At 70.6% G+C, this 26747-nt stretch carries 24 protein-coding genes; 10 read left to right on the top strand and 14 right to left on the bottom strand.

The window, feature by feature from the left end; all coding sequences use genetic code 11:
- Positions 1 to 137: 137 nt before the first annotated feature.
- From fabG to OG588_RS05455, 11 genes are all read right to left on the bottom strand, one after another.
- Positions 138 to 899, bottom strand: coding sequence for a 3-oxoacyl-ACP reductase FabG (fabG, locus tag OG588_RS05405; protein WP_405946268.1), 762 nt, complete (start codon positions 897 to 899; stop codon positions 138 to 140).
- Between the two features lie 80 nt (positions 900 to 979).
- Positions 980 to 1927, bottom strand: a complete 948-nt coding sequence (locus OG588_RS05410; protein ID WP_405946269.1) for a zinc-binding dehydrogenase — start codon at positions 1925 to 1927, stop codon at positions 980 to 982.
- Positions 1928 to 2041: 114 nt separating this feature from the next.
- Positions 2042 to 4234 (bottom strand): acyl-CoA dehydrogenase family protein, encoded by a 2193-nt coding sequence (locus OG588_RS05415; RefSeq protein WP_405946270.1) that lies wholly within the window; start codon positions 4232 to 4234, stop codon positions 2042 to 2044.
- Between the two features lie 78 nt (positions 4235 to 4312).
- Positions 4313 to 5914 carry a long-chain-fatty-acid--CoA ligase gene (locus OG588_RS05420; protein WP_405946271.1) on the bottom strand — a complete coding sequence of 534 codons (1602 nt, stop codon included), beginning with the start codon at positions 5912 to 5914 and terminating at the stop codon, positions 4313 to 4315.
- Between the two features lie 59 nt (positions 5915 to 5973).
- Complete coding sequence (locus OG588_RS05425) at positions 5974 to 6744, bottom strand: SDR family NAD(P)-dependent oxidoreductase (protein ID WP_398844087.1); 771 nt, start codon at positions 6742 to 6744, stop codon at positions 5974 to 5976.
- A complete protein-coding gene (locus OG588_RS05430) occupies positions 6741 to 7514 on the bottom strand; it encodes an alpha/beta fold hydrolase (RefSeq protein WP_405946272.1) in 774 nt (257 codons plus the stop codon). Before OG588_RS05430 ends, OG588_RS05425 begins: the two co-directional genes overlap by 4 nt.
- Complete coding sequence (locus OG588_RS05435; protein WP_405946273.1) at positions 7511 to 8569, bottom strand: LLM class flavin-dependent oxidoreductase; 1059 nt, start codon at positions 8567 to 8569, stop codon at positions 7511 to 7513. Before OG588_RS05435 ends, OG588_RS05430 begins: the two co-directional genes overlap by 4 nt.
- Before the next feature lie 29 nt (positions 8570 to 8598).
- Positions 8599 to 10185 (bottom strand): FAD-binding oxidoreductase, encoded by a 1587-nt coding sequence (locus tag OG588_RS05440; protein ID WP_405946274.1) that lies wholly within the window; start codon positions 10183 to 10185, stop codon positions 8599 to 8601.
- A 153-nt stretch (positions 10186 to 10338) separates the two neighbouring features.
- Complete coding sequence (locus tag OG588_RS05445; RefSeq protein WP_405946275.1) at positions 10339 to 10671, bottom strand: hypothetical protein; 333 nt, start codon at positions 10669 to 10671, stop codon at positions 10339 to 10341.
- A 61-nt stretch (positions 10672 to 10732) separates the two neighbouring features.
- Positions 10733 to 11488 carry an SDR family oxidoreductase gene (locus OG588_RS05450; RefSeq protein ID WP_405946276.1) on the bottom strand — a complete coding sequence of 252 codons (756 nt, stop codon included), beginning with the start codon at positions 11486 to 11488 and terminating at the stop codon, positions 10733 to 10735.
- Positions 11489 to 11562: 74 nt separating this feature from the next.
- Positions 11563 to 12783, bottom strand: a complete 1221-nt coding sequence (locus OG588_RS05455) for an acetyl-CoA C-acetyltransferase (RefSeq protein WP_405946277.1) — start codon at positions 12781 to 12783, stop codon at positions 11563 to 11565.
- Positions 12784 to 13081: 298 nt separating this feature from the next.
- On the opposite strand from OG588_RS05455, the gene OG588_RS05460 reads away from it, so the two are divergent.
- Positions 13082 to 13900 (top strand): PaaX family transcriptional regulator C-terminal domain-containing protein, encoded by an 819-nt coding sequence (locus OG588_RS05460; protein WP_363100066.1) that lies wholly within the window; start codon positions 13082 to 13084, stop codon positions 13898 to 13900.
- A 78-nt stretch (positions 13901 to 13978) separates the two neighbouring features.
- A complete protein-coding gene (locus tag OG588_RS05465) occupies positions 13979 to 14809 on the top strand; it encodes a p-hydroxycinnamoyl CoA hydratase/lyase (RefSeq protein ID WP_405946278.1) in 831 nt (276 codons plus the stop codon).
- Positions 14810 to 14933: 124 nt separating this feature from the next.
- Here the strand turns inward: OG588_RS05465 and OG588_RS05470 are convergent, their stop codons facing one another.
- From OG588_RS05470 to OG588_RS05480, 3 genes are all read right to left on the bottom strand, one after another.
- Entirely contained in the window at positions 14934 to 15914 is a 981-nt protein-coding gene (locus OG588_RS05470) for a LacI family DNA-binding transcriptional regulator (protein WP_405946279.1), read from the bottom strand.
- 125 nt (positions 15915 to 16039) lie between these two features.
- Positions 16040 to 16993, bottom strand: a complete 954-nt coding sequence (locus OG588_RS05475; RefSeq protein ID WP_405946280.1) for an oxaloacetate decarboxylase — start codon at positions 16991 to 16993, stop codon at positions 16040 to 16042.
- A 35-nt stretch (positions 16994 to 17028) separates the two neighbouring features.
- The gene (locus OG588_RS05480; protein ID WP_405946281.1) at positions 17029 to 18489 is read right to left on the bottom strand and encodes an aldehyde dehydrogenase family protein; all 1461 of its coding nucleotides are present in this window, start codon (positions 18487 to 18489) and stop codon (positions 17029 to 17031) included.
- A gap of 186 nt (positions 18490 to 18675) precedes the next feature.
- Between OG588_RS05480 and OG588_RS05485 the strand changes: the two genes are divergently transcribed.
- From OG588_RS05485 to OG588_RS05520, 8 genes are all read left to right on the top strand, one after another.
- A complete protein-coding gene (locus tag OG588_RS05485) occupies positions 18676 to 19857 on the top strand; it encodes a PucR family transcriptional regulator (protein ID WP_398844065.1) in 1182 nt (393 codons plus the stop codon).
- Between the two features lie 277 nt (positions 19858 to 20134).
- The gene (locus OG588_RS05490; RefSeq protein WP_405946282.1) at positions 20135 to 21637 is read left to right on the top strand and encodes a 4-hydroxyphenylacetate 3-hydroxylase family protein; all 1503 of its coding nucleotides are present in this window, start codon (positions 20135 to 20137) and stop codon (positions 21635 to 21637) included.
- A gap of 22 nt (positions 21638 to 21659) precedes the next feature.
- A complete protein-coding gene (locus OG588_RS05495; protein ID WP_405946283.1) occupies positions 21660 to 22664 on the top strand; it encodes an amidohydrolase family protein in 1005 nt (334 codons plus the stop codon).
- A gap of 11 nt (positions 22665 to 22675) precedes the next feature.
- Positions 22676 to 23689, top strand: coding sequence for a hypothetical protein (locus tag OG588_RS05500; RefSeq protein ID WP_405946284.1), 1014 nt, complete (start codon positions 22676 to 22678; stop codon positions 23687 to 23689).
- The gene (locus tag OG588_RS05505; protein WP_405946285.1) at positions 23686 to 24384 is read left to right on the top strand and encodes an RraA family protein; all 699 of its coding nucleotides are present in this window, start codon (positions 23686 to 23688) and stop codon (positions 24382 to 24384) included. Before OG588_RS05500 ends, OG588_RS05505 begins: the two co-directional genes overlap by 4 nt.
- Entirely contained in the window at positions 24381 to 25028 is a 648-nt protein-coding gene (locus tag OG588_RS05510; protein ID WP_405946286.1) for an RraA family protein, read from the top strand. Before OG588_RS05505 ends, OG588_RS05510 begins: the two co-directional genes overlap by 4 nt.
- Positions 25025 to 25666 carry a 4-carboxy-4-hydroxy-2-oxoadipate aldolase/oxaloacetate decarboxylase gene (locus OG588_RS05515; protein ID WP_405946287.1) on the top strand — a complete coding sequence of 214 codons (642 nt, stop codon included), beginning with the start codon at positions 25025 to 25027 and terminating at the stop codon, positions 25664 to 25666. The genes OG588_RS05510 and OG588_RS05515 overlap by 4 nt, the downstream gene beginning before the upstream one ends.
- Entirely contained in the window at positions 25663 to 26694 is a 1032-nt protein-coding gene (locus OG588_RS05520; protein WP_405946288.1) for a flavin reductase, read from the top strand. The genes OG588_RS05515 and OG588_RS05520 overlap by 4 nt, the downstream gene beginning before the upstream one ends.
- The last annotated feature ends 53 nt before the right edge of the window (positions 26695 to 26747 follow it).

Genomic DNA, 26747 nt, shown 5'->3' on the forward strand with positions numbered 1-26747 from the left:
AAGTTCACGTCAGTCGTTCATAAACAACGGACTGATTGTTCGAGAAATGGCCGGGCCGCCGGGTTCCGCACCGTCCGCACAGTCATCGCGACACGGAGGAACCCAGCGGCCCGCCTTACCTGTCACCCGCCCCCGGCTCAACCGTGCGGGCCGCCCGCGACGTACAGGACCTGCCCGGACACATAGCCGGCGGCCTCACCGGCGAAGAAGGACACCGCGTGGGCGACGTCCGCCGGTGTGCCGCCGCGGGACACCGGGATCGTGCTGATCACGGCCTTCTTGAAGTCCTCGAACTCGATGCCCAGCCGCGCCGCGGTGGCCACCGTCATCTCCGTCTCGATGAAACCCGGGGCGATGGCGTTGGCGGTGACACCGAACTTGCCCAGCTCGATCGCGAGGGTCTTGGTGAACCCCTGGAGACCGGCCTTCGCGGCGGAGTAGTTCACCTGTCCTCGGCTGCCCAGGGCCGAGACGCTGGAGATGTTGACGATCCGGCCCCACCGCGCCTCGGTCATGTACCGCTGGGCCGCACGGGTCATCAGGAAGGAGCCGCGCAGATGGACGTTCATCACCGCGTCCCAGTCCAGTGCGCTCATCTTGAACAGCAGGTTGTCCCGGGTGACACCGGCGTTGTTCACCAGCACGGTCGGCGCGCCCAACTGCTCGGCCACCCGCTCCACACCCGACTGCACCGCCTGCTCGTCGGCGACATCGACCCCCACCGCCAGGGCCCTGCCACCGGCCTGTTCGATCTCGGTCACCACCGGCTTGCAGGCGGCCTCGTCGAGGTCCAGTACGGCGACCGCGAAACCGTCCTGCGCCAGACGCCGGGCCACAGCGGCGCCGATTCCGCGGGCCGCGCCGGTGACGACGGCGACGCGTTCGTCGGGGGTGCTCATATCGGCCCACCTGCCGGGTCGGGAATCAGGTGGACGCCGGGCTCCGAGTCCCGGACCCGGCGCTTCGGTCGGAGTCGGGTTCAGTCCCCGATGCGCGCGACCAGACGCGCGTCCAGTCCGCCCTTCGAAAGACGGGCGAGACCCGTGCCGATCTCCTCGAAGGCGATCGTCTCGGTGACCGGGCTCAACTCCCCGGTGGCCATCAGCTCGTACACACCCCGCTGCGCGTCCGGGGAGGCGCCCAACGCGCCGACCAGGGTGACCTGCTTCATGATCAGCGACTTGGTACTGATCGTGGTCTCCAGCGCCGCCATACCCGGGAGGACGACCCGCCCACCACGCTTGACCGTGTCCACGGCGGCCGCTGTCGTCGTACCGGCACCGGCGAAGTCCACGATCACGTCGAGCTGCTCGTCCGCCAGTTCCCGGATGTCGGTGACGATCCGCTGGGCACCGGACTCCCTGGCCAGCGCCCAGACGTTCTGGTTGCGGGTGGCGACGTAGACCTCATAGCCGAGGAGGACCGCGATCCGGGTGGCGAGCTGGCCCAGACCGCCGAAGCCGATGATGCCCACCTTGTCACCGGGTTTGGCCTGGCCGACGCCGACCAGGGCGTGGTAGGAGCAGGCGCCTGCGTCCGCGCCCACCGCGGCGTGCTCCCAGCGGACGCCCGTGGGAATGCGGATCAGGTCCTGGGCGCGGGCCAGCATCTTGGGGGCGTAGCCGCCGTCCCGTTCATGGCCGGGCATGGACGCGTAGGTGAGGAAGACACTGACCGAGTCACCGGTCTTCCAGTCGGTGACGCCCTCGCCCACCTCGCCGATCACACCGGCGATCTCGTGGCCGAGGGTGATCGGGTTCTTGCTCCCGTGGCGGGGCCAGTTCTCGTCCTCCAGCATGCCGATGTCGGAGTGACACAGACCGGCGGCCTTGACGTCGATCACTACTTCGCCCGGGACGGCGACGGGTTCCGCCACCTCGTTCAGGACGAGGGGCTCATGGACCGCGGTGAACTGCCATGCCTTCATGCGCGCAGCGCTCCTTGTACGAGTACGGATCACGAGTACGAATCACGAGTACAGACAGGGATGGAAACGGATGAGAACCGATGAACGAGTGCTAGCGGATGGCGAGTTGCCCGGTCAGCGCGGCAACCCCATGCCCCGCGCGACGAGGTTGCGCTGGATGTCGCCGGTGCCGCCGGCGATCACGCCCATGATCGAGGCGCGGAGACCTTCCTCGAAGTAGCCGTCGCCGACCGCGCCTTCGGCCCCGTGGTGGTGGAGGGCGTCCGGGCCGAGCAGGGCGACAGCGGTGGCGTTCAGGTTCTCGGCGAGCTCGGTCGCGGAGATCTTGGCCATCGGCGCCTCCTTCCGCGCGCCGTCGCCGGAGGCCATTGCCTCGACCGCGGCGTTGACCAGGGCGCGCGCCGCCTGGAGCCGGACGGCCAGGCGGCCGATCTCCGGTCGCAGGTCGGCCCTGCGCCTCGGCGGCACCAGTTCCGGGTGCTCGGACACCAGCCGCACGAGCCGGTCGAACGCCCGGTGGGCCTTCATGACACTGGCGCCGATCAGGACCCGCTCGGCCGCGAGCGCGACGCTCAGCGCCGCCCACCCCTTGTTCTCCTCGCCGATGAGCCGGTCCTCGGGGACGAAGACGTCGTCCCAGAAGGTCGTCGCCGACACATCGCCGCCGAGCGAGTGGTGCCGCTGGACGGTGATGCCCGGGGAGTCCAGGTCGACCAGGAACAGGCTGATCCCGGCGTGCGGCGGGGTGGCCTCCGGTGCGGTCCGGGCGGCGAGCACGATCAAACGGGAGTCGGGCACGCAAGTGCCCCACAGCTTCTGGCCGTTGACCCGCCAACCGCCCGGCACCCGGTCCGCGCGAGTGCGCAGCGAAGCCAGGTCGGAGCCCGCGCCGGGCTCGGAGTAACCGAGCGCGACGGACAAATCGCCGCGCCGGATCTCCGCAAGCAGCAGGTCCCGCAGCCCCGGTGGCCCGGCCTTGATCAGCATCGGTGCGATGGAGTTGATGCCCATCCAGATGTTGCCGACCGGTGGGTCGCTGTAGGCGATCGCCTCGGAGAAGGCCGCCGCCTCGGCCGTACCGAACCCGCCGCCGCCCAGTTCGAGGGGCCAGCCGACACCGATCCAGCCACGGTCCCGTAGTACGGCACGCGCCGCGTCGTCCCATGAACTCAGGCCGGCCGGGGGCCCGTTCGTCCACGGCGCGAACGCGTCGAGGACCTCCCGGCGTATCCGCTCCGCGTCCGGGCCCAGGTCGAAGTCCGGCAACCGCGCGCTCTCGTCTAGGAGTTGGTCCCCCACACCCGTCGTTCCAGCCGTCGCCGACAGTACGGCCAGATCGGCGTGGGCCCGGCGGAACAGCCAGGGTGCCTCGTGTTCCTCGAAGTAGCCGACGGCCGCCAGCGTGTGATGTCCGTAGAACTGGAGTTCGGCCAGGGTTCCGGTGACGAACTCCAGGTGGATCTCCGCCGCCGTACGCCACTGCTCATCGCCCTTGCCGAGCAGGACCATGGCGTGGTCCAGGAGCCGCCGGGCCGCGGTCAGCGCGGTCTCGACGTCGACGAGCCGGTGGGACACCGCCTGAAAGGAGCCGATCGGCCTGCCGAACTGCTCGCGCTGGCAGGCGTGTTGGACCGCGAGCTCGTGGGTGCGCCGTACGGCCGCGACGGCGCGGGCGGCCAGGCCGGTGCGCCGCAGCAGGAGCAGGTCGGGGTGGTCCTCCAGCTTGGCGGTCCACTCCGGCGGCCCGGACAGCCGCACCTCGGACCAGGCCGGAACGGCCAGTCCGGGCAGGGGAGTTACGACGGCATCCGCCAGGGCGTGCCAGGCCAGCAGGCCGGCCTCCTGGTCGACGGCCAGGACGTGCGTGGCGGCGGTCCCGGCCTCCAGATGCCGTACGACGGTCTCGCCGTCCTCCCGGCCCCGCGCCACATGGGCCAGCACCGGGCGGAGGGTGCCCTGGGCGATCTCGCGGACAGCCGAACCGTGGCCCCGGTCCTCCAGTACGCCCGCCGCGAGCGCGGTGTCGACGACGGGCAACGGGCAGGCGACGCGGCCGAGTTCCTCCTGTACGGCGATCGCGGCGGGGGTGAGTTCGCGGCCGGCGAGGTCCGTCCAGCCCTGTCTGGCGGCGACCGCCCACAGCGCGGTGACGTCACCGGTTTCGGCGGCCGTGGACGCCGGCCAGTGGCGGGAGCACTCGCCGCGCACGGACTCGCGCAGGGCGTCCAGGTCCGCGGCGTCCATGCCGCCCCAGGAAGCGCCGGATGTGTGGGCCGGCGTCTTCCCGTCCGGTCGTTGTCGGTTCATGGTTCTCCTCGTTCCGGCGCGGTCGGGCCGACCGGATGGTTCCGGTGCTGCCAGGCCTGCCGGTTGGTTCCGGTGCGGTCAGGCCTGCCGGATGTCGAGCCGTCCGGCCTCGCGGTCGGACCTCAGCTGGGTCTTGAGCACCTTGCCGCTCGGGTTGCGCGGCAGCAGCGGCACCACGGCGATGTGGCGCGGGTGCTTGTAACGGGCGAGGCGCTCCGCGCACCACTCCACGAGTTCGGTGGGCGTGGGCGGGTCTTCCTCGACTCCGGCGACGACGACTGCGAGCGGGGTCTCGCCCCACTTCTCGTCGGGTACCGCGATCAGCGCGACCTCGCGGACCTTCGGGTGGGCGGCGAGGACGTTCTCCACCTCGGCGCAGTAGATGTTCTCGCCGCCGGAGATGATCATGTCCTTCTTGCGGTCGACGATGTAGAAGTAGCCGTCCTCGTCCTGCCGCCCCAGGTCGCCGGAGTGCAGCCAGCCGCCCCGGAACGCCTCCGCCGTCTCGGCCGGTTTGTTCCAGTAGCCCGCCATGACCGCAGGGCCCCGGTAGACGATCTCGCCGATCTCACCGCGCGGCACGTCGTTCAACTCGTCGTCGACGACGCGGACTTCGACGTTGGCCAGCGGGGTGCCGACCGAGCCGATCCGGCTCAGGGCCTCGTCGCCGCGGAGCATGGTGACGATGGCGCTGGACTCGGTCTGCCCGAACGCCGTCTCCACCGAAGCCGTGGGAAACGCGCCGATGAGCTTGCGCAGGAACGTCGTCGTCGCCGGAGCCGCGCCCCAGGCGACGCGGCGCAGCGCCGACAGATCGCGTTCGGCGATGCCCGGTACGGCGCAGATCAGTTCCCACTGGGCGGGGACGAAGAAGCAGGACGACACGCGTTCCCGCTCCAGCAGGTCGACCACGCCCGACGGATCGAACCCGCCCGACGGGAGGACGACGATGCGTCCGCCGCGCATGAGGGTGGGCAGCATCCCGGACAGTCCGGCGATGTGGAACAGCGGGGTCGCGGCCAGCCACACCTTGTCGTCCGGCGGGAGGCCGAGGTGCGTCATGACGCTGAACGCGTGCATCAGCAGGTTGTGGTGGGTGAGCACGGCGCCCTTGGGACGGCCGGTCGTGCCCGAGGTGTACATGATGAAGGCGGGGGTCCGCTCGTCGACCGGCGCGCCCTCGTAGTGCGGCGACGTCGAGCGCAGCGCCTCTTCGTAGTCCTCGCCGGAACCGTCGTGTTCGGCCCCGAACACCAGACAGGGTCCGGTGTGCCCGGCTTCCTTGCGTGCCTGGTCCATCGTCTGCGCCAGCGCGTCCTGTACGACGACGGCTGCGGCACCGCTGTCCTGGAGGACGTAGGCGATCTCGTGGGCGACCAGCCGGAAGTTCACCGGGACGCAGATCGCGCCGAGCCGGCCGGTGGCGAAGTAGGCCTCCAGGACCTCAAGGGTGTTGAACCCGAGCACGACCACACGGTCGCCGGGGCCCACCCCGCGGTCGCGCAGGGCGTTCGCGAGGCGGTCGACTCGCTCGTCGATCTCGCCGTACGTGCGCTGGGCGCCCGCGCAGCGGAAGGCGATCTCGTCGCCGACCGTGCGGGCGTGCCGGGCCAGTTGGTCGGCCAGGGTCATGCCGCGGCCCGGCAGTTGTGGTGTCGTGCCGGTCGTGCTGTCGGACATCGTCGTGCTCTCCCTGTCGGACATCGTCGTCCCCTCCGGAGCGTGGGCACCGGAGCCGGTCACAGAGCGGTCATGCCGCCGTCGATGAGAAGGTCCACACCCGTGAGATAGCCCGCCTCGTCGGAGGCCGCGAACACGGCCAGCGACGCCACGTCCTCGGGGGTGCCCATCCGGGTCGCGATCAGCGAACGGTCGATCAACTCCTGCTCCGCGCCCGGGTGTTTGGAGAGGTAGTTGCGGTCGACGACGGGGGTCTTGATGGCGCCGGGGCTGATCGTGAGGGCGCGGATCCCGTGCGGGGCGCCGTCGGACGCGACCTGGCGGGTGAACGCCAGCACCCCTCCCTTGGCCGCGCAGTGGGCGGCGAATCCCTGGCCGGGGGTGGCGACGTACGCCGACGTCGACGCGGTGTTGATGACGACTCCGCCGCGTTCGGCGAGGTGGGGCCAGGCGAACTTCGTCACGTAGAAGACGAGGTCGAGTTCGTTGCGCATGGCGTACCGCCAGTCCTCCACCGAGAGGTCCGGCAGCGGCGCGAAGCGGGGTGAGGAGGCGTTGTTGAAGACCACGTCGATCCGTCCGTGGACGGCGGCCGACTCCTCGACCCAGGTGCGCGCGGCCTCCGGGTCGCCGAGGTCCACCGGCGCCATGCCGGTCATCTTGGCGCCGGTCTCCGCCACCAGTTCGACCGTCTCGCGGTTGCCGTCCTCGGAGAGGTCGCAGCCGATGACCAGTGCGCCCTCCTGGGCGAACCGGACGGCTGCGGCGCGGCCCATGCCGCTCGCGGTGCCGGTGATGAGGGCGACCTTGCCCTCAAGGCGTCCGGTCATCGGCCGGCCTCCTGACTCGTGTCGGCCACGGCGGCCGGGAGGAGCTCCGGGTCCTCGGCGAAGAGCAGGTGCCCGCGGCCCGGGAAGGTGCGCAGCTCGGCCTGCGGAATCGCCTTCTGCCATGCGGCGGCGTGCGGCAAGGGACTCACCTGGTCCTCCTCTCCCCACAGCAGCAGTGTCGGCGCGGTGATCCGGGCGAGGGTGTCCGCCAGCTCGGGGTCATGGGGGCCGGACATGATCCGGGTGCGCGACACATGCTCGCGCTCACGGGTCGCCCGGAACTCGGGGTCCGGCCCACTGGGGAAGCGTCCCTCGAAGATCCGCGGGTCGGTGGTCATCAGGGCGAGGCGTTCGGCGGGGCTCATCGAGGCCAGATCTGGCACCACGCACTCCGGGACGTCCATGCCCCAGGGCGCCCCCAGGACCAGGCGGCTCACCCGCTCCGGGTAGCGCGCCGCGAAGTGGGCCGCCCGCCATCCGCCCAGCGAGTGGCCCACCAGGACCGTCCGCTCGATGCCGAGTGCGTCGAGCACGTCCAGGGTGTGCCGGGCCACGTCCTCCCGGCTGCTGATGGGAGGTTCGAGTTCGGTGGATCCGTAGCCCGGCAGGAGCGGTGCCACGACGCGGAAACGGTCGGACAGGGCCGTCAGGAAGTCGAGGCCCTCCACGATGCCGCCGCCGTGCAGATGGACGAGCGGTTCGCCGGTGCCGTCCACGCGTACCTCCGTGGATCGCCCCCGTACGTCGATGGTGGTGCCGGCGAGGGTCATTCGTCCACCGCCTCGCGGACCGCCGGGATGACGTGCTCGGCGAAGGCGTCCAGCGTGCGGGTGCCCTCCTCGGCCGTCATGTCGCCGAACGGGATCATGAGAACGAAGTAGTTCGCGTGCCCGCGCCGCGCCTGCTCGACGTAGTAGTCACGCACCTGCTCGACGGTTCCCGCGACCGCCATACCCGATTCCAGGGGGTCCTGGTCGAGCACGGCCTGGGCGACCGGGTTGTCCATGGCGGGCAGTTCGGTCTGCAGGTGCGGCGGAACGTTGCCGCGAGCCCGCGTGATCGACTCCTGGTAGTAGGACCAGGCGCGGCGGAGGGTCGCCTTGGCCTCCGCCTCGGTCTCCGCGATGACGACCGACTGGGTCTGGCCGATCAGCGGGTCCTTGACGTGCGGGTTCTGGTGACCGGGCACCTCCCGGCTGGCGGCGCGCAGCTCGTCGTAGCGTGCCCGCGCGGCGGCCGTGACGGGGCCGGTGGTCACGAAGTTGTGCCCGCCGCGCCCGGCGACCTCGATGTTGCCGGCCGTCCACAGCGGCGGGTAGGGGTGCTGGACGGGCTCGAAGGGGAGCTTCATCTCCATGAAGTCGTAGAAGGTCGAGTTCTCGCTGGAGATGATGCCGGTCTCCCACGCCTCCAGCAGCATCGCGGAGATCTCCTTGGCGCGTGCCCCTGCCTCCTCCGGGTCGTGGCCGAACTGGAGGTGCTCGAACTTGGTGATGCCCTTGCCGAGCCCGAGTTCGAGCCGGCCGTGGGAGAGCACGTCCAGCATCGCCAGGTCCTCGTAGACACGGACCGGGTGGTGCAGTGGGAGACAGACGACCGTGGGGATCAGCTTCAGCCGTGTCGTCTCACGGGCCAGTGCGGCCAGGAACACCGACGCGGACGGGGAGGCCGAGAGGCGGTGGCCGTGGTGCTCGGCGAGGTGGAATCCGTAGAAGCCGGCCTCCTCGGCCCGCTTGAGGAAGGCGATGCGGGATTCGTAGAGGGCCTCGACGCCCTGGTCGCCGCTCATTTCGATGTGATCGAAGATCCCGAACTGAATGGGCACGGGTTGCTCCTTGTGTTCGAGGCGGGTGCTCAGCCCTGGCCGTTGCGGAAGGACTTCGGCCAGATCCCCTGCTTGCCGGGGGACAGGATCCCGTTCGGGTCGACGGCGTCCTTGATCCTCTCCACGAACCGGAGATAGGCGTTGTCGCCGAAGCTGTACTGCGCCTGCGCGAGATCCATGTTGGCCAGGTGGGCCCGGTACTCGCCGAAGCCCTCGCGTCCGGCGTCCTCGACCACGCGTCGGCACACCTCGTAGCCGCGCTCGGTGTCGGACGAGTTGAGCACGTCGAAGATCACGCCGAACACGTGGATGTAGCTGCGGGAGTTGATCAGGACGGGGTTGGCGAAGTAGTCGAGGCCCATCTCCCGCTCGATGAAGTTCTTCAGGAGGGTGTGCAGCCGGAAGGCCTCGTTTCCCTCCAGGGGTGAGACCAGGCCCGTGCCGGTGTGGGCACCCGCGTCGGTGCCGTACCAGCGCAGGAAGCTGAGCCACTCCAGACTCGGTGCGCCGCCGAGCACCCGGTCCGGGAAGCTCTCCAGGCCGGCGATGTCCTCCGGCGCGTGCTTGGTGAAGAGCACCCGCCCGCCCTCGATCTGCCCGATGGCAGCGGTGATCTTCTCTATCTTGTGGTCCGTGACCGCGTTGTCGTCCCACAGCGCGCCGTGCACGATCCAGCGGCCGATCCCCAGGTCGCCCGCGATCTGGTCGACGACGTGGTCCGGGGTCGGCCCGTCACCCTCGTACCAGCGCGACCGCTCTCCGGTGATCGACGCGAGGGTGAGGGTGTTGTACATGACCGGGACGCCCTCGATCGTCCGGTCCATGCGCAGCCGGCGCATGGTGTCCATCAGCGGAACGAGATCCGCCTCGCGCGGGACGTGCATCCAGAACGGCGCGTACACCTCCGGCTTCGGCATCAGCCAGACGCCCATCTTCACCACGACACCGAAGTTGGACTGCATGAACAGCGGGTCGAGAGTCGGGCCGAGGCCACGCCGGTAGAGGTGCCAGGCCTTGCTGCCGGGCAGGGCGCCCATGCCGGTGCGCAGCACCTCGCCGTTGGCGAGGACCACCTCCATGCCGCAGGGGGCCTGGAAGTCGGCGCCGTAGGGGAGATAGGTCGTGCCGTGCTCCAGGGAGTTGCCGATCACGCTCCCCCAGCCCAGGTCCGTGGTCGACACCATCAGCTTGTGTCCGCCGGCCTCGATGGCCTCGTACAGCTGGGACCAGGTCACGCCGGGTTCTACGACGGCGTAGCCCATCTCCTCGTTGATCTCCAGGACCCGGTTCATGCGGCGCAGGTTCACGACCACGGAGCCCTGCACCCGGGGCGAGCTGCCGCCGAGGCCGTTGTTGCGTCCGGTGGAGGTGGTCCAGATCGGGACGCGCTGCTCGTTGGCGATGCGCAGGATCGCCTGGATCTCCTCGACGGACCCCGGCTGGACGACTCCCGAGGCCTCGAACTGGGGCCAATCCCGGTGCCAGAACGGGTCACGGAACTCCAGGGCGTCCTCACCGGTGAGGACATGTGCGTCACCGACTACGGCTCGGAATGCGTCAAGGGCCTTTTCGAGCTCTCCGCTCGACAGACCTGCGGGGACTACGGTGGTGTTCAACTTGCCTCCGTCCCGCGCGGCACCGACTCTGTCGCGGAGGTGCGACATCGGCCAGGCGGCTCTGCGCGTACACGTCGTTGTGATGGAAAAGGCCCCTGAACAGGACCGTAACGTCTTAGAATGACAATGTCACGACTGTCGTCGCAGATTTGTTTAGCTTTTCTGGGGTTCCGGACCCGGTGTACGGACCACGTGGGCGCGCAGCTCCGTTCCGGTGTCGTCGACCCAGCCCTTGGACGCGGCGAACGCCACCATCGCGTCGAAATCCCGCGCCCGGTCCGGGTCGCCCTCGCGGGCGCAGGCGGCGCGCAGCTCCCGGACCGACACCCACGCGTGCGTGGGTGACTGCAACCGCGCCAGCGGCGCCGCGATCCGGTCGAACTCCTCGTCGGGGGCCTCGCCTGCCACCTCGACACTCAACCGTTTGAGGTCGTCGGCATCGCGCACCTCGCAGTGCCGGCGGCCGACCTCCACATGGACAATCATGCGACTCTCCTCGCCGTGCGGGCGACCGGAGTTCCCCTGTCGCCTGCGGGCCTCTTCCGGCTCATCCGGCGCCGGTCAGCGTCACGCCGCCGTCGACGACGAGCTGCTGTCCGGTCAGCCAGCCGGCGTCCTCGGACAGCAGGAACGCGACGACGCTGCCGATGTCCTCGGGAACGCCCAGCCGCTTGAGCGGGTAGGCGGCGGCCACCTCCTCCTCGCGCCCCTCGTACAGGGGAGCCGCGAACCGGGTCTTCACCACGGCGGGGGCGACTTCGTTGACGCGGACGGACGGGCCGAGCTCCACCGCGAGCTGCTGGGTGAGATAGGTGAGCAGCGCCTTGCTGGAGCCGTAGACGCCCATCCCGGGCGCGGGGCGGAGTGACGTACCCGAGCCCACGTTCACTACGGCGCCGCCGTGCTCGCCCATCCAGGCCCGGTGCGCCTGCTGCACCCAGGACAGGGCGGCGACACAGTTGACCTCGATGATCTTCCGTACGGCGGCGAGGTCCACCTCGACGAGCGGCCCGAAGATCGGGTTGATGCCCGCGTTGTTGACCAGGAAGTCCAGGCTGCCGAAGGTCTCGACCGCGCGCTTCACGGTCTCCGCCTGGTGGTCGGGGTCGTCGGCCTTCCCGGCGACGCCGAGGGCGTGTTCGGGGCCGCCGAGCGAGGCGACGGCCTCGTCGAGCGCCTCCTGCTTCCTGGCGGTGACGACGACCTTGGCGCCCTCGTCCACCAGACGCTGGGCGATACCCAGCCCGATCCCGCGGCTCGCTCCGGTGACGACGGCCGTCCGGCCCGTGAAGCGTCCCGTCATGTCTTCCTCCTCCTCTTGTCTCTTCTCGACTCTTCTCGCAGGTCCGCGTAGCTCTTCTCGCGGTCCGCGGAGTCCTAGCCCAGCCGCTCGACGATCATCGCCATGCCCTGGCCGCCGCCGACGCACATCGTCTCCAGGCCCACCTGCTTGTCGTGGTGCTGAAGGGAGTTGATCAGCGTGCTGGTGATCCGGGCGCCGGTCATGCCGAAGGGGTGCCCGATCGCGATGGCGCCGCCGTTGACGTTGAGCCGGTCCTCGTCGATGCCCAGCTCCCGGGCGGACGGGATGACCTGTGCCGCGAAGGCCTCGTTGATCTCGACCAGGTCGATGTCGCCGATGCCCATCCCCGCGTTGGCGAGTGCCTGGCGGGTGGCCTCCACGGGGCCGAGGCCCATGATCTCGGGCGAGAGGCCGGTCAGTCCGGTGCTGACGATGCGGGCGAGCGGGGTGATGCCGAGCTGCCGCGCCTTCGTGTCGGACATGATCACGACGGCCGCCGCCCCGTCGTTGAGGGGACAGCAGTTGCCCGCGGTCACGGTGCCGTCCGGCCGGAAGACGGGCTTGAGTTCACTGACCGCTTCCACGGTGACCCCGGGTCGGGGGCCGTCGTCCCGGCTCACCACCGTGCCGTCGGGGAGGGTGACCGGGGTGATGTCCTTGGCCCAGAAGCCGTCCGCGATCGCCTTCTCGGCGCGGTTCTGGCTGCGTACCGCGAACGCGTCCTGCTCCTCGCGTCCGATTCCGTACAGCGCCGCGACGTTCTCGGCGGTGTGCCCCATCGCGATGTACACGTCGGGCAGCGCCCCCTCCTCGCGCGGGTCCGTCCAGGTCCGGCCCTCCGAGGCGATCTCGTCGGTCCGCGCCCTCGCGTCGGCGAAGGCCGGGTTGAGGGCGTCGGGACGCAGGTCGGAGTACTCGGGGCCGCCATAGCGGCTCACGGTCTCGACTCCGGCAGAGATGAAGACGTCGCCCTCGCCCGCCCTGATCGCGTGCAGTGCCATCCGGGTGGTCTGGAGACTGGAGGAACAGAAGCGGTTGACGGTGGTGCCGGGCACCTGGTCGAGACCGGCGAGCACGGCCACGATCCGGGCCATGTTGAACCCCGAGACACCGGACTGCTGACCGCAGCCCAGCATGAGGTCGTTGATGTCGCCCGGGCCGAGCTGCGGGACCTGGGCCAGCGCCGCGCGCACCATCCGCACGGTCAGGTCGTCGGGGCGTATGTCCCTGAGCGACCCCTTGAAGGCTCGGCCGATGGGAGAACGGGCGGTGGCGACGATGACGGCTTCGGTCACGGAGACTCCTAGAGAGGCGAAACGCTGCGGCTGGAGACCCGGCACACGGGGCCGCTCCAGATCCGAGGCACGGCCGGCAACCGCGACCGCGCTGTGCATCCGGTGAGCACCCTACTCTTCACGAAACACTTTTGGAACGCCACGCGCGATTTCGTTAAACATAGAGTCGCCGCCCTCCATGTTTCCCCAAGCCCAGCAACGTCACAACCCCCATCACGGCACCCCAGACCGAGCGGATCTCCGAAAGCACCGACGGCGATCTGTTACACGTTCCGGGCACTCCCCTAAGATGGGACCCATGGTGGACACCGAGAACTCACCCAAGCCGACCTCCCTGGCCATGGACCTGCTGGGCGACTTCGACCGCACGGGCGGCCGGGAGATCCGGCTGAAGGCCCTCGTCGCACTGGGCGAGGAGCTCGACATCTCCGGCCCGGTGATGCGGGTCACCCTGGCCCGGCTGCGCGAGCGCGGCTGGTTCGACGTACGACGCGAGGGCCGGGAGTCGATCTACCGCTTCACGCCGACCGCCCTCCAGGCACTCGACGAAGGACGCCGGAAAATCTTCCGCGATCCGACCGCACCCTGGAACGGCGAGTGGTCGATGGTCATCTACACGGTGCCGGAGAACGACCGCCAGACACGCGACGACTTGCGCAAGAAGCTGGCCTGGCTCGGCTTCGGCTCGCTCGCCGCCGCCACCTGGGTCTGCCCCCACCCCCGCCTGGACGCGGTGGCCAACACCGCGGCCCTCCTGCCCACCGCCCGGCTCACCCTGCTCACCACCCGCACCACCGGCCTGCCGGCCGACCGCGCCATGGCCGCCCAGTGCTGGGAACTGGACGAGATCGCCGCCGACTACGCCGAGTTCGTACGACGGCTGCGCACCGGCCACGGGGACTTCCGGGCCCGCACACTCGACGCCGGCGCAGCACTGGCCGAGCGCGTCCGGCTCGTCAACGCCTACCGGCATGTCGTCCAGCGGGACCCGCAGCTCCCGACGGAGCTCCAGCCGCCCGGCTGGACCGGCGACGAGGCGCACCGGCTCTTCATGCAGGCCCACGAGGCGCTCGCCGCCACGTCGACCGATCTCTACGCGAAGGCCGCCGCCTCATAATAAATAACACCTCTATGGTGGCAGCCGTAATGTTATTATACATTGCTCCTCGAAGCCTAGTGGTCGAGGAGTTACGACATGCCCCACTACGAGTGCATTTCTGTTGAGACCGAAGACCGCGTCACCACGGTCACCCTCAACAGGCCGCACAAGCGCAACGCGATGAGTCCGCAGCTCAATGACGAGATGCTGGACGCTCTGACCCGCCTGTCCACGGACGGCGGGACGGACGTCCTGGTCCTCACCGGCGCGGGGGAATCCTTCAGTGCCGGAATGGACCTCAAGGAGTACTTCCGGGAGACCGATCACGACCCGGTCCTCGCCGACAAGGCACGCTGGACCATGCGGGAGTGGTCCTACAACCGGCTGCGTTTCTTTCCCCGGGTGACCATCGCCGCCGTCAACGGCTGGTGCTTCGGCGGCGCCTTCATGCCCCTCATCTCGTGCGACCTCGCGATCGCCGCGGACGAGGCACGGTTCGGGCTGTCCGAGGTGAACTGGGGCATCCTGCCCGGCGGTCTGGTCACCCGGGACATCGCGATGGCGCTGGGCTACCGGGACGCGCTGTTCTACGCGCTCACCGGCGACACCTTCGACGGCCGGCGCGCTCAAGAGATCGGGCTCGTCAACAGCTCGGTGCCCAGGGAGGAGTTGGGCGAGGCGGTCCGCGAACTCACGGCCAAGCTCCGCAAGCTCAACCCCGAGGTGCTCCGCTCCACGAAGGAGACGTTCCGGCACGCGGCGACGATGAACTACGAGCAGGCCACCGACTATATGGCGGCCAAGTCGGCCCAGTTGCTGACGCGCGACCGCGAGGACGGCCGGCAGAAGGGTCTGTCGCAGTTCCTGGACACCAAGGAGATCAAGCCGGGGCTGGCGCCGTACCAGCGGACGGACTCCGAGGCCTGAGGCGAGAGGAAGGCCGGCAGGGTGGTCTCGGCCCCAGCGAGATCGGTGCGGTGCAATGCAGAAGAGCAACGTGATCAGGAGAGCAACCGGTGGACTGTTGCATGAGTCCACCGCCGTGCCACAGTCACACCGACGCGCGGACCACGACCCGGCCGGGCACGGCAGCCAGTCCCTCCGTGTCGATGCCGAGGGCACCACGGGCGGCGATCCGTCCGAGGACTTCGGCGTCGATGTGGACGGTGGTGAGCGCGGGCGTGGGCAGGGAGCCGTACTCGGTCTCGTCGAAGCCCATCACCGCCATCTCCTCGGGCACTCGCACCCCGAGGTCGCGCAGGGCGGTCAGGCTGCGCAGCGCTATGTCGTCGTCGAAGGCGGCGAGCGCCGTCACCTCCGGGTGCGCTGCCAGAAACGCCTCGACGGCGACCGCGCCGGCTTCCCGGGGCCGCGGCACGACCAGCCGTTCCAGGGGCGGAAGATCCAGGCGCCGGGCGGTCTCCCGGGCGAATCCGAGGCGAGCCTCGGTGAGCGGGAAGTCATGGTCGGGCATGGCCATCGCGATCCTGTGGTGCCCCCGCTCGGCGAGGTGGCCGATCTGCAGGGCCGCGTTGGCGGCGAACCCGTTGTCCCAGTCCTCCTCGATGGGCCCGTGGCCCCGCATGTAGACCTCGCCCAGCCTGAACACTGCCCGCGGCACGATGGCGTCGATGATCTTCTGCGTCGCCTCCGGCGCGGCGTGTCCGTGCCGGACGAGCAGGACGTGGTCGTACTGGGCCAGTTCCTCGTCCAGGCCACGGACGTAGCTGCGGGAGAAGTTGCCCTCGATGCCCCAGTCCACGTTGAGCACGACGATGCGCGACGAGCCTTCGCGCAGCGCACGGGCGATCCCGTGCGGGACGTAGCCCAGATCGCGGGTCGCTTCCATGACCCGTTCCCGTGTCGCGCCGGAGATCGTCTGCCGTGGGTCGTCGTTCAGCACGAAACTCACGGTCGCCCGCGACACCCCGGACGCCTCGGCCACATCGCTCAAGGTCACCCGGCCGGAACGGCCCATATCGGCGTACTCGCTGTCCGTAGGTCGGCGCGCCCCGTTCACGAGCGGCGTCACCGAAGCAGTATCCGATCCCTAGAGCGATTGAGCGCCAGAGGACAGCACTTCGGTCCCGGAAACCCGGCCGGCACCGCGGCCCTCAACAGCCTTGGGTCTACGACGACTTGGCCCGCCCGCACCGCTCACGTGGACGGCGTGTGCCCGAACGTCGACTCGTAGTCGCGCCGGAACTCGCTCGGCAGGAACTCGTCCTCCAGCTGCCGCACGCGCTCGGTACCGGTGAGGGACGGCAGCGGTGCCGCGCCCCAGGGGCTCGCGGCTACTTTCCGCGCCCAGTCGTCGAGGGCCGGTGTCCCCTGCTCCCGGAAGGCGTGCAGCAGTTCCCATGCGGCCTGGAGACCGGACTTCGAGGCCAGCACCGGGAAGAGCGCGATCCGCAGGCCCAGGCGCTCGTACTCGTCAAGGGTGGGCCCGGGGCCCTCGCCTCCCCATACGGTCATCACCGGTGCCGGGATGCGCTCGCACGCCTCCGCGATCTGCTCGGGCGTCTGGAGGGAGTTGAGCCAGACGAAGTCGACTCCCCCGTCCTCCACGTAGCGGACACAGCGCCGGACGGCCTCCTCGAAGCCGCCGTCCTCGGCGCCGATGGCGTCGCACCGCGCGCAGATCGTGAACAGCGGGTCCAGTTCGTCGCGGGCGCGTACGGCGGCCCGGTATTTGCCGACGGCCTCGTCCACCGAGACGAGTCGGCGTCCCGCGTCGGTACCGGACTTCTTCGGTGCCTCCAGGTCCTCGATCTGCACCGCGGCCGCGCCGGATCGGACCAACTGCCCCACCGCGAAATACACGTTCACCGCGTTGCCGTAGCCGGTGTCCCCGTCCACCAGGACGGGAATGTCGGCGTGCCCGGCGACGCGGCCGGCGTGGACCGCCATGTCGTTCAGGCCGAGGACTCCGACGTCCGGCGCGCCGTACAGGAACGCCGCCGCCTGGGAGCCGGCGAGGAAGAACGCGTCGTAGCCCGCGCGTTCGGTGATGGCGGCGTCCATCGGGCTGAATCCGCCGGGTACGACGGTCAGGCTCTCGCGGGCCAGCACGGACCGGAACAGCTCGCGCTTCTGCGTCGCCGATCGCACTGTCGGCTCCTTTCGTCCAGGCAGAACCTCAGGGTTCAGATCGGGTAGGTGGGGGCCGTCGGGCTCGCCGTCACCCACTGCCAGTGGGTGAACTCGTCGAGGTTCCAATGGCCGCCGTGCCGGCCGCCGTTGCCCGAGCCGCCCAGGCCACCCATGGGGATGTGCGCGGCGTCGTTGATCGTCTGTCCGTTGACGTGGACCATCCCGGCCCTGATCCGCGCCGCCACGGCGAGGCCGCGGGCGAAGTCCCTGGTGTGCACGGCGGCGGAGAGGCCGTACTCGCTGGCATTGGCGAGTGCCACCGCGTGGTCGTCGTCAGTGAACGGGGTGACCGCGATGACGGGGCCGAAGATCTCCTCGGTGAACGCGGGGGACGTGGGAGCCACGTCGGCCAGCACGGTGGGGGTGAAGAAGGTGCCGGTCCGGACGCCCCCCGAGACCAGTCGCGCACCCGCCGACACTGCTTCGTTCACGATCTTCTCCACGCGGGCGGCCTGGTCCTCGGTGATGAGTGGGCCGATGTTCACGGCCGGATCCGCCGGGTCGCCGACGCGCAGGGACTCGGCCTTGGCGGTGATCTTCTCGACGTAGGCGACGGCGAGGCTCTCGTGGACGAGGTGGCGGCCGGTGGCCATGCAGATCTGGCCCTGGTGGAGGAAGGATCCCCAGGCCGCGTTGTTGACCGCGGCGTCGAGGTCGGCGTCGTCGAGCACCAACACCGGGTTGTTCCCGCCCAGTTCGAGCACCGCGCGCTTGATGAGCGCCCCGGCGGCGGCACCGACACGGCGCCCGGCGGCCGACGATCCGGTGAACGAGATCACCGGGACGCGGGGGTCCGTGACCAGCGCCTCGCCGGTCTCCGGGCCGCCCGGAACGACGTGCAGCACACCTGCCGGCAGCCCCGCCCGTTCGAAGATCCTGGCGATCACCGCGCCGCCCGAGAGCGCCGCCTTCGGGTCGGGCTTGAGCACCACGGCGTTGCCGAGGGCCAGCGCGGGTGCGACGGAGCGCAGCGCAAGCAGGAGCGGGGCGTTCCAGGGGGAGATCACGCCCACGACGCCGACCGGGATGCGGCGCGCCATGCTGAGCGTTCCCGGGGTGTCGTGCGGGAGCAGCTCCCCCGTGGGGTGCTCGGTGAGCGATGCCGCCGAGGAGAGCTCGTCGAGCGACTTCGTGACCTCCTGCTCGGCCTTCCCCCTGGTGCTGCCCGTCTCCGCGATCAGCGTCGACACCACCTCGGCACGGGCCTCGGCGAGGGCCCCGGCCGCCGCCAGGAGCACCTGCCTGCGGTGCGTGGCGGGGCTGAGACCCCACTGGGGCTGCGCACCCGCGGCCACGGCGCACCCGCGGTCGATGTCCGCGGGGTCACCGAGGCCGATCGTGCCGACCAGCGATCCGTCCGCCGGGTTGTGCACCTCCCGCTCACCGCCGGATGGGATGCGCCACCCGTCGGAGAAGATCAATCCCTGGAGCGAGTTCAGGTTCAGGGCGGACATGTGGGCTCCCCTCTCGGCGTACGGTCCCACGCTAAGATCCACCGCGCCCCGCCGCCTTGGGCCCACTGCGCCAATCTGTTCCCGCTGTTTCCTACACGGTGTCGGATGCGATCATGGTGCGGGGCCCGTTCACGGGCGCGGGTCAACGGGCCGTCCCGGGCCGGACCCAGGGCAAGGAGGCCGCTCATGGACATCGACGCGACGGTGGAACACCTCGCCGAGCTGCTCGAACGCCCGCTGGTGCTGTACGACGTCGATCTCAACGTGGCCGCCTACAGCGCCCATGACGCGGACGTCGACGAGGCCCGCCGGCTGACGATCCTGTCCCGGCGCGGCAGCACCACGGTCCGGGACATGCTGCGCGCGTCCGGCGCCGCCCACGCGTCGGCTCCGGTGCGGCTGCCGGCGGCGGACGGGGTTCCCGAGCGGGTCGCGGTGGCGGTGCGCCACGACGGCCAGTTGTTCGGCTACCTGGTGTGGGTCGAGCCCGGCGCCGCGAGCGAAGTACCGGGCGCGGTGGGCGAGTTGGTCGACCGGTTCGGACCGGACCTCGGGCGGCTGCTCGCGGTGCGGGCACTGGACAACCAGGAGAGCCGGCTGCGGGTGCGGATGCTCGTCTCGGACCTGGTGTCCGACGACGCGGCACGACGCGTCGAGGCCGCCCGTGTCCTGGTGGCCGACGGCGTGCTGCCCTCGGCGGCGGAGTACACGGGGCTCGTGATCGTCGCTCCCGGTGTCGGCGGCTCGTCGGCCGCGCAGCGGCGCACCGCGCTGGAGTCCGCGCTGGCCGGACTCGCCCGGTCGATGCGCGAGGCGGTCGCCGGTGCCGTGATCGGGGACCGGGCCGTGGCCGTCCTCGCCCACGGTCCGGGCCGGTCCCCGGCGCCGGGTCGGCCGCCGGCCCGTGACGGGGTGCTGCTCGGCATGGGTGCCCCGGTGCACGAACTGTCCGACACGGTGTCGTCGGTGCGGCAGGCCCGGCTCGCCGTACGGGGAGGGGAGCTGGACCCCGGCCGTTACGGTCCGGTGGTCTCGTGGGACGACCTGGGCCTGGACCGGCTCCTGCTGCAACTGCCGTTGGAGCGGCTGACGGTGGAGGACCTCCCCGCGTCGGTCGCCCAACTGGTCGACCCGGCGTCCGGCCCCGATCTCGCCAACACCCTGGACGTCTACCTGGACTGCGGAGCGGACGGCCAGGAGACCGCGCGACGCCTGATGATCCACCGCAGCACGCTGTACTACCGGCTCGACCGCGCCCGCAAGGTCACGGGCGCCGACCTGCACGACGGCGCCGTCCGCAGAGAACTGCACACAGGACTGCGTGTCGCACGGCTGGCGGGGATCCTGCCGCCGGCGCCCGCCCTCTGAAGGAGTACACGGTCCGGAGCACGTGACGGGAGCGGCGGCGCCAGGACCGGTCGCCCGCGCTCCCCTGGGCCGACCGGCTGCTCCCTCGCTCCCTCGCGTACGCACGCTCCACGTTCCCCCGGCCCGCGCGGTCCTCCCTCGCTCCCTGCACTCTCCGACACCGTGTCGGAATTCCCGCGCCCCAAGTGGTCCACCGCATCCGATGTGCCCGCCCCCGAGCCTGGCATTGACTCCGAGAGACACAGATCTCGCAGGGTCCAGGTCCGTAGGAGCACATATGACCACCTCAGTACCGGCCGACACTCCCGACGCCCTCGCCGGGGCGGGTGGCGCCGTCGCCGACATCGGCGGCGCCACCGGCATCCTGACCGGAGACCAGTACCGCAAGAGCCTCGACGACGGCCGCGAGGTGTGGCTGTCGGGCGAGCGCGTGGACAACGTGGCCACGCATCCGGCCTTCCGCGGCGTCGTCGACGAGTTCGCGCGGCTGCTGGACCTGCGCCACTCCCCCGAGCACGTCGAGCTGTCGACCTTCGTGTCGCCGGAGACCGGCAACCGCGTCAGCCAGGCGTACTCGATGCCGTCCACGCCCGAGGAGCTGCGCGCCAAGTTCGCGGCCAGCGAGTGGTGGATGCGCGAGAGCCTCGGCCAGCTCGGCCGTTCGCCCGACTTCATGTCGAACGTCGTCGTCGGTCTGCGCGACTACGCGCCCGAACTCGACGCCGCCCGGGAGGGGTTCGGACAGCACGCCGTCGACTACCACCGCTACGCCAGCGAGCACGACCTCGTGCTCACCCACGCCCTGGGCGACCCCCAGATCGACCGCAGTGCGGACCCGCTCGTGGACGACACCTTGTCGCTGCACATCGTGGACGAGACCGCGGACGGTGTCATCGTGCGCGGCGCGAAGCAGCTCGCCACCCTGGCCCCCTTCTCGCACGAGGTCCTTGTCTATCTCAACGGCGTGACCGCCGCGCGCGGAGCCGAGAAGTTCGTGCTCTGGTTCGCGCTGCCGATGAACGCCCCCGGCCTGAGGATCCTCTGCCGTGAACCGTTCAGCCTGGACACCGAGGGCCACACGCATCCGCTCGGACGTCGCTTCGACGAACAGGACGCGATGCTGTTCTTCGACGACGTGCTCATCCCCTGGGACCGGCTGTTCCTGCGCGGCGACAGCATGACCGCGATCAAGGGGCTCGTCCGCATCAACGCGTGGAGCCTGCAGAGCACCCACATCCGCTTCCTCCAGCGGCTGCGCGTGTTCGTCTCCGTCGCGAAGATGGTGGCCCACTCGATCGGCGTGGACACCTTCCGCGGCATCCAGGAACAGCTCGGCGAACTCATCTCGTACGCCGAGACCCTGGAGTTGGGCATCATCGGCGCCGAGGCGGCGGCCGAGCGCACGCCCGGCGGTCTGCTGGCCCCGCGCGTCAGCTACGGCCTCGGTTTCTGGTCGGCCGGCGTCTCGGCGCGGGTGGCCGAGATCCTCCGCCAGATCGGCTCCTCGGGGCTGATCATGCAGCCCAGCGAGGCCGACCTCGCCTCCGAGCTGCGCCCGACCCTCGAGACGTACATGCGCGGCCACGACATCGGCGTGGACGAGAAGTCCCGGCTGTTCCGCATCGCCTGGGACCTGGTGGGCTCCGGATTCGGCTCGCGGCAGGAGCTGTACGAGTACCTGCACCGCGGCGAGCCGGGCGCCGGCCGGACCCGGCTGTGGCGCTCGTACGACAGCTCGGCCGTCGACGCGCAGATCCGCGACCTGATCTCCCGCCCCTGAAACCCCTTGTAAGGAGCCCCCGTTGATCATCGACGTCCACGGGCATGTCACCGCGCCCGACTCGCTCTACGTGTGGAAGTCCGGCCTGCTGTCGCACCGCGGCGCGCACGGCGTACGGCCACCGTCCGTCAGCGACGACCTGCTCCGCGAGGCCTGGCAGGCCCCGAACCCGAGCTTCGGCCACGTCTCCCACCTCGACCACCTCGACGAGGCCGGGATCGACATCCAGCTGATCTCGCCGCGGCCGTACCAGATGATGCACAGCGAGCAACCCGCCCGTATCGTCACGGCGTTCACCGAGGCGGTCAACGACGCGATCCACCAGTCCGTCCAGCTGTTCCCGGACCGGCTGCGCGGTATCGCCGGCCTGCCGCAGACCCCGGAGACGGACGTCGCCGAGTGGACGAAGGAGCTGCGCCGGACCGTCACGGACCTCGGTTTCGTCGGGGCGCTGCTCAACCCCGACCCGTACGAGGGCACCCGCACACCCCCCGCGCTGGGCGACCGCTACTGGTACCCGCTGTACGAGGCGCTGTGCGAGCTCGACGTGCCCGCGGTCATCCACTCCGCCGGGTGCCGGCCACCGACCCGCGAGCCCTACAGCCTGCACTTCATCCAGGAGGAGACGGTCGCCGTCTGGAGCCTGCTGTCCTCCTCGGTGCTGACCGACTTCCCGGACCTGAAGATCGTGGTCTCGCACGGCGGCGGCGCGATCCCGTACCAAGTCGGCCGCTTCCAGCCGGACTTGGTGCGCTCCGGGGGCGGGTCCTATGTCGACCGGCTGCGGCGGCTGTGGTTCGACACCTGCCTGTACACGCAGGACGCCATCGAGCTGCTGATCCGCACGGTGGGCGTGGACCGCTGTCTGTTCGGCACGGAGAAGCCCGGCACCGGCTCGCAGATCAACCCCGCCACCGGCGGCTGGTTCGACGACATCCACACCCTTGTCGACGGCATCGAGTGGCTCAGCGACGGGGATCGCGAGGCGCTCTACGAGAAGAACGCCGTCTCCCTGTTCCGGATCTGACGGAGGATCACATGGCTCGCATTGTCACGGGGATCGGCTCTTCGCACGGCCCCCAGCTGAAGATGGCACCGGAGTTGTGGCACGTGCGCGGCACCGCCGACCGCCGCAACACCTCCCTCGACTTCCGGGGTGAGACGTACACGTTCGCCGAACTGGCCGCGCTGCGCGAGGACTTCACGGACCAGTGCACGGCCGAGGTCCAGACACGGCGCGCGGCCTCCTGCCAGAGCGCCCTGGACGATCTCGGCCGGCATCTGGAGAAGGCCGACGTGGATGTGCTGGTCATCGTCTCCAGTGACCACAAGGAGGTCTACGACGACGAGTTGCTCCCGGCGTTCGCCGTCTACTGGGGCGACGAGGTGGCCCATGTGCCGTTCACCCAGGCGCAGTTGGACGCGATGCCGCCCGGCCTGGCGGAGGCCGCCTTCGGGGATGTGCCCGACCACCTGATCACCCGGCCCACCGCCTCGGCGCTGGCCCGGCACCTCATCGAGGAGACCGTCGGTTCCGGCTTCGACACGGCCGCCTCCAAGCGGCTGCCCCCGGGCGACTACGCCAACCACGGCATTCCGCACGGCTTCGGCTTCATCTACCAGCGGATCCTGGGCGAGACCTCGGCGGTGCCGTTCGTGCCGGTGTTCGTGAACACCTTCTACGAGCCCAACCCGCCGACGGCCCGGCGCTGTGTCGCCTTCGGCCAGGCTCTCGCCGCCGCCATCGCCTCCTTCCCCGAGGACATACGGGTCGGTCTTGTCGCCTCCGGCGGTCTGTCGCACTTCGTCGTGGACGAGGAACTCGACCAGCGCTTCCTCACGGCCCTGCGGGACGGGGACACCGCCGCCCTGACGAAGTTCACCCCCGAGGAGATGCGCTCGGGCAGCTCCGAACTCCGGAACTGGATCACCGTAGCCGCTGCCGCGAACATCGCCGGACTGAGCGTGAACTCCGTGCGCTACGAGCCCTGTTACCGCACCGAGGCAGGCACCGGCAACGCGATGGGCTTCGTCACCTGGAGCCAGGCATGACGACCAACGCCCTTACGGACAGCGCCGATCCACTGGTCCTCAAGCAGCTGCGCGAGCTGGACGCCTGTGCCGTCTCCGACGCGCTGGACTCGCTGGGCCTGCCCGGTGCCGTCACCGGTATCGCTCCGATGTGGGCGGCACCGGGCGTCACGGTCGGCCGGGTCCGCACGGTCAAGGCAGTTCCGGTCGGCACCGACGGCCCCAGCACCCACATCGCGTCGCCCCTCGTGGCCGTCGCGGGAGCCGGTGACGTGGTGGTCGTCGACAACGACGGCCGGACGGATGTCTCCTGCTGGGGCGGGCTGCTGGCCGAGGCCGCGACCGTCCGCGGTGTCGCGGGTGTCATCGTGGACGGCGCCTGCCGTGACGTGCAGGAGTGCGAGCAGCTCGGTCTGCCGCTGTTCGCCCGAGCCGCCGTGCCGGTCAGCGCCCGTGGCCGGATCGTCCAACAGGCCATGGACGTCCCCGTGTTGATCGGCGGCGTGAGCGTCGAGCCCGGGGACTGGCTGGTCGCCGACCGGAACGGGCTCGCCTTCATCCCCAGCGCTCGCCTCGACGACGTCATCGCCGCCGGCCTGCGGATCGTGCTGCGCGAACGCCTCATGGGCGAGGCAGTCCGGTCCGGGCGCTCGGTCGTCGACGTCATGCACGACTCGCAGTTCACCGCCGCCCGCTTCCAGGAGCCGACCCCATGACCGACCTCACCGACTGGTCCGGCCTCTCCACGGCCACCGTCTCCGACGCCCTCGACCGTCTCTCGCTGCCCGGCTCGCTGCACGGTCTGGCGCCCCTGGGCCCCGGGCAACGGCTGGTCGGCCGCGCCTTCACCGTGCGCTACCAGGCCGCGGGTTCCCCGCCGGGCACGGTGGGCGACTACCTCGACGACGTGACGCCCGGCCAGGTCGTCGTCCTCGACAACTCCGGCCGTACGGACGCCACCGTGTGGGGCGATATCCTCACCGCCGTCGCCCACCGGCGCGGGGTGGCGGGGACCGTCATCGACGGCGTCTGCCGCGACACCCACCGGGCACTCGGGCTCGGCTACCCCGTTTACAGCCGGGGCCGGTTCATGCGCACCGGCAAGGACCGCGTGGAGGTGGCCGAGGTCCAGGGACCCGTCACGGTCGGCGGTGTGCAGGTGCGGCCGGGCGATCTGCTGATCGGCGACGAGGACGGCGTGGTCGCCGTGCCCTGGGACCGCGCCGAGGAAGTCCTCGGTGTCGCACGCGAGATCGAGCAGCGGGAGGCCGGCATCCTCGCCGCCGCGCTGGAGGGCGCCACCATCGCGGAGGCGCGGGCCCGCTACGGCTACCACCTCCTGCAACGGAGGTCGTCATGAGCGCCCTCGACGCCGGTGAACTGAAGGAACTGCTGGACCTCGGCTCGGCCACCGCCTACGAGGCGTCCGGACTGCCGTGCGCCCTCCCGCCGGTGTTCCGGCCGGCCTGGGCGGGCGCACGGTGCGTGGGCACCGCCCTGCCCGTCGCCGCGGCACCGGGCGACAACCTGCCGCTGCACTGGGCTCTTGAGGCGGCGGTTCCGGGCGATGTGCTCGTCGTCGACGCCGGCGGCAGCGAGTACGGCTACTGGGGCGAGGTCCTCGCCGCCTCCGCCCTGGCCCGTGGTGTCGTCGGGCTGGTCATCGACGGTGGCGTGCGCGACACCGACCGGCTGCGCGAGCTCGGCTTCCCCGCGTTCTCGACGTCGGTCTCCATCCTGGGCACCGGAAAGTCCTGGCCCGGCCGCGTCGGCAGCCCGGTCCAGTTGCGGGGCCACCGCGTGGCACGCGGCGACCTGGTCGTCGCGGACGCTGACGGAATCGCCGTACTGCCCGCCGCCGAGATCCGGCGCGTCCGGGACGCGGCCCGGTCCCGCGCCGCCAAGGAGGACCAGTACATGGCACGGCTGCGCGACGGCGCCCTCACCCTCGACCTCTACGGCTTCCGCGAACTGGGACAACCGGAGGACCACCGATGACCACCACACCGTCCACCACCGCCCCCTCGCCCCCGCAGGCACAGAGCCTCGCCGAGTTGGAGGACGCCTTCCGCGCCGCCGCCGGCCGCTTCGCCTCGGGCGTGACCGTCGTAGCTCTGCGCGGGCCCAGCGGCCTGTACGGCCTCACCGCGACCTCCTTCGTGTCGCTGTCGCTGCGCCCGCTGCTGGTGTCGGTGTCGGTGAACACCGGCAGCGCCCTGCTGGACGAGGTGCGTGCCGCCGGTTCGTTCTCCGTGAACGTGCTGGGCCAGGATCAGCAGGCCGTGTCGAAGTACTTCGCGACGCGCGGCCGAGGGTTCAGCCAGGACGCGTTCCCCGGCATCCCGAGCCACGCCGAGGTCACCGGCGCGCCCGTCCTGGACGGCAGTCTCGCCTGGTTCGACGCGACGGTGGAGGCGATCCTTCCCGCCGGCGACCACGAGACCCTGGTCGGGACCGTCAAGGCCGCGGGCCGTCGCGACGGCGAACCCCTCGTCTACTGGTCCGGCGGCTACCGGCGCCTGGACCCGACGGATCCCGGTTCCCCCGACGACCGCATCGCCCCGCTGTCGGCCGCCCTGTCCGAGCAGTTGAGCGCCTCGGGCCTGTCGCCCGCGGACCTCATCGACGCCCAGCTCGCGCTGGAGCCGGTGGCCGCCGAACTCGCCGCGTTCCGCCACGACCCGGAGACTCTCGCCGCGTTGCGCGAGACCATGCACCGCGCCCACGCGGCGGCGGGAGACCCCGAGGCGTTCACCGCCGAGGCTGTGGCGTTCCACACCGCGCTCGGCCGGGCCAGCGGCAATCCCGCCATCCGCGCGGCGCTCGACACCCTGGTCCACGCCCGGCACCGGCACTACGCGGCCGGCACCGACGAAGCGGCCACCGCCCACACCAACACCGCGCATCAGCTGATCTACGACGCGATCGCCCGGGGCGACGCCGAAGCGGCCCGCGTGGCCATGACGGACCACCTGGCCGTCGTACGCACCGGTCTGCGCCAGGCCCGGCCCACGACCGGCGACTGACCGGATCGCACATCCGCCACCAAGAAGCAGCAGTGAAGCAGCAGGAGGTTCTC

This window comes from Streptomyces prunicolor (assembly GCF_045162825.1).
Classification (GTDB): Bacteria; Actinomycetota; Actinomycetes; order Streptomycetales; family Streptomycetaceae; genus Streptomyces; species Streptomyces prunicolor.

Bases quoted from the DNA above. Each gene is read 5' to 3' on its own strand.
- fabG (WP_405946268.1), bottom strand. From the start codon at position 899: ATGAGCACCCCCGACGAACGCGTCGCCGTCGTCACCGGCGCGGCCCGC.
- OG588_RS05410 (WP_405946269.1), bottom strand. From the start codon at position 1,927: ATGAAGGCATGGCAGTTCACCGCGGTCCATGAGCCCCTCGTCCTGAAC.
- OG588_RS05415 (WP_405946270.1), bottom strand. From the start codon at position 4,234: ATGAACCGACAACGACCGGACGGGAAGACGCCGGCCCACACATCCGGC.
- OG588_RS05420 (WP_405946271.1), bottom strand. From the start codon at position 5,914: ATGTCCGACAGCACGACCGGCACGACACCACAACTGCCGGGCCGCGGC.
- OG588_RS05425 (WP_398844087.1), bottom strand. From the start codon at position 6,744: ATGACCGGACGCCTTGAGGGCAAGGTCGCCCTCATCACCGGCACCGCG.
- OG588_RS05430 (WP_405946272.1), bottom strand. From the start codon at position 7,514: ATGACCCTCGCCGGCACCACCATCGACGTACGGGGGCGATCCACGGAG.
- OG588_RS05445 (WP_405946275.1), bottom strand. From the start codon at position 10,671: ATGATTGTCCATGTGGAGGTCGGCCGCCGGCACTGCGAGGTGCGCGAT.
- OG588_RS05450 (WP_405946276.1), bottom strand. From the start codon at position 11,488: ATGACGGGACGCTTCACGGGCCGGACGGCCGTCGTCACCGGAGCGAGC.
- OG588_RS05460 (WP_363100066.1), top strand. From the start codon at position 13,082: ATGGTGGACACCGAGAACTCACCCAAGCCGACCTCCCTGGCCATGGAC.
- OG588_RS05465 (WP_405946278.1), top strand. From the start codon at position 13,979: ATGCCCCACTACGAGTGCATTTCTGTTGAGACCGAAGACCGCGTCACC.
- OG588_RS05480 (WP_405946281.1), bottom strand. From the start codon at position 18,489: ATGTCCGCCCTGAACCTGAACTCGCTCCAGGGATTGATCTTCTCCGAC.
- OG588_RS05485 (WP_398844065.1), top strand. From the start codon at position 18,676: ATGGACATCGACGCGACGGTGGAACACCTCGCCGAGCTGCTCGAACGC.
- OG588_RS05490 (WP_405946282.1), top strand. From the start codon at position 20,135: ATGACCACCTCAGTACCGGCCGACACTCCCGACGCCCTCGCCGGGGCG.
- OG588_RS05500 (WP_405946284.1), top strand. From the start codon at position 22,676: ATGGCTCGCATTGTCACGGGGATCGGCTCTTCGCACGGCCCCCAGCTG.
- OG588_RS05505 (WP_405946285.1), top strand. From the start codon at position 23,686: ATGACGACCAACGCCCTTACGGACAGCGCCGATCCACTGGTCCTCAAG.
- OG588_RS05510 (WP_405946286.1), top strand. From the start codon at position 24,381: ATGACCGACCTCACCGACTGGTCCGGCCTCTCCACGGCCACCGTCTCC.
- OG588_RS05515 (WP_405946287.1), top strand. From the start codon at position 25,025: ATGAGCGCCCTCGACGCCGGTGAACTGAAGGAACTGCTGGACCTCGGC.
- OG588_RS05520 (WP_405946288.1), top strand. From the start codon at position 25,663: ATGACCACCACACCGTCCACCACCGCCCCCTCGCCCCCGCAGGCACAG.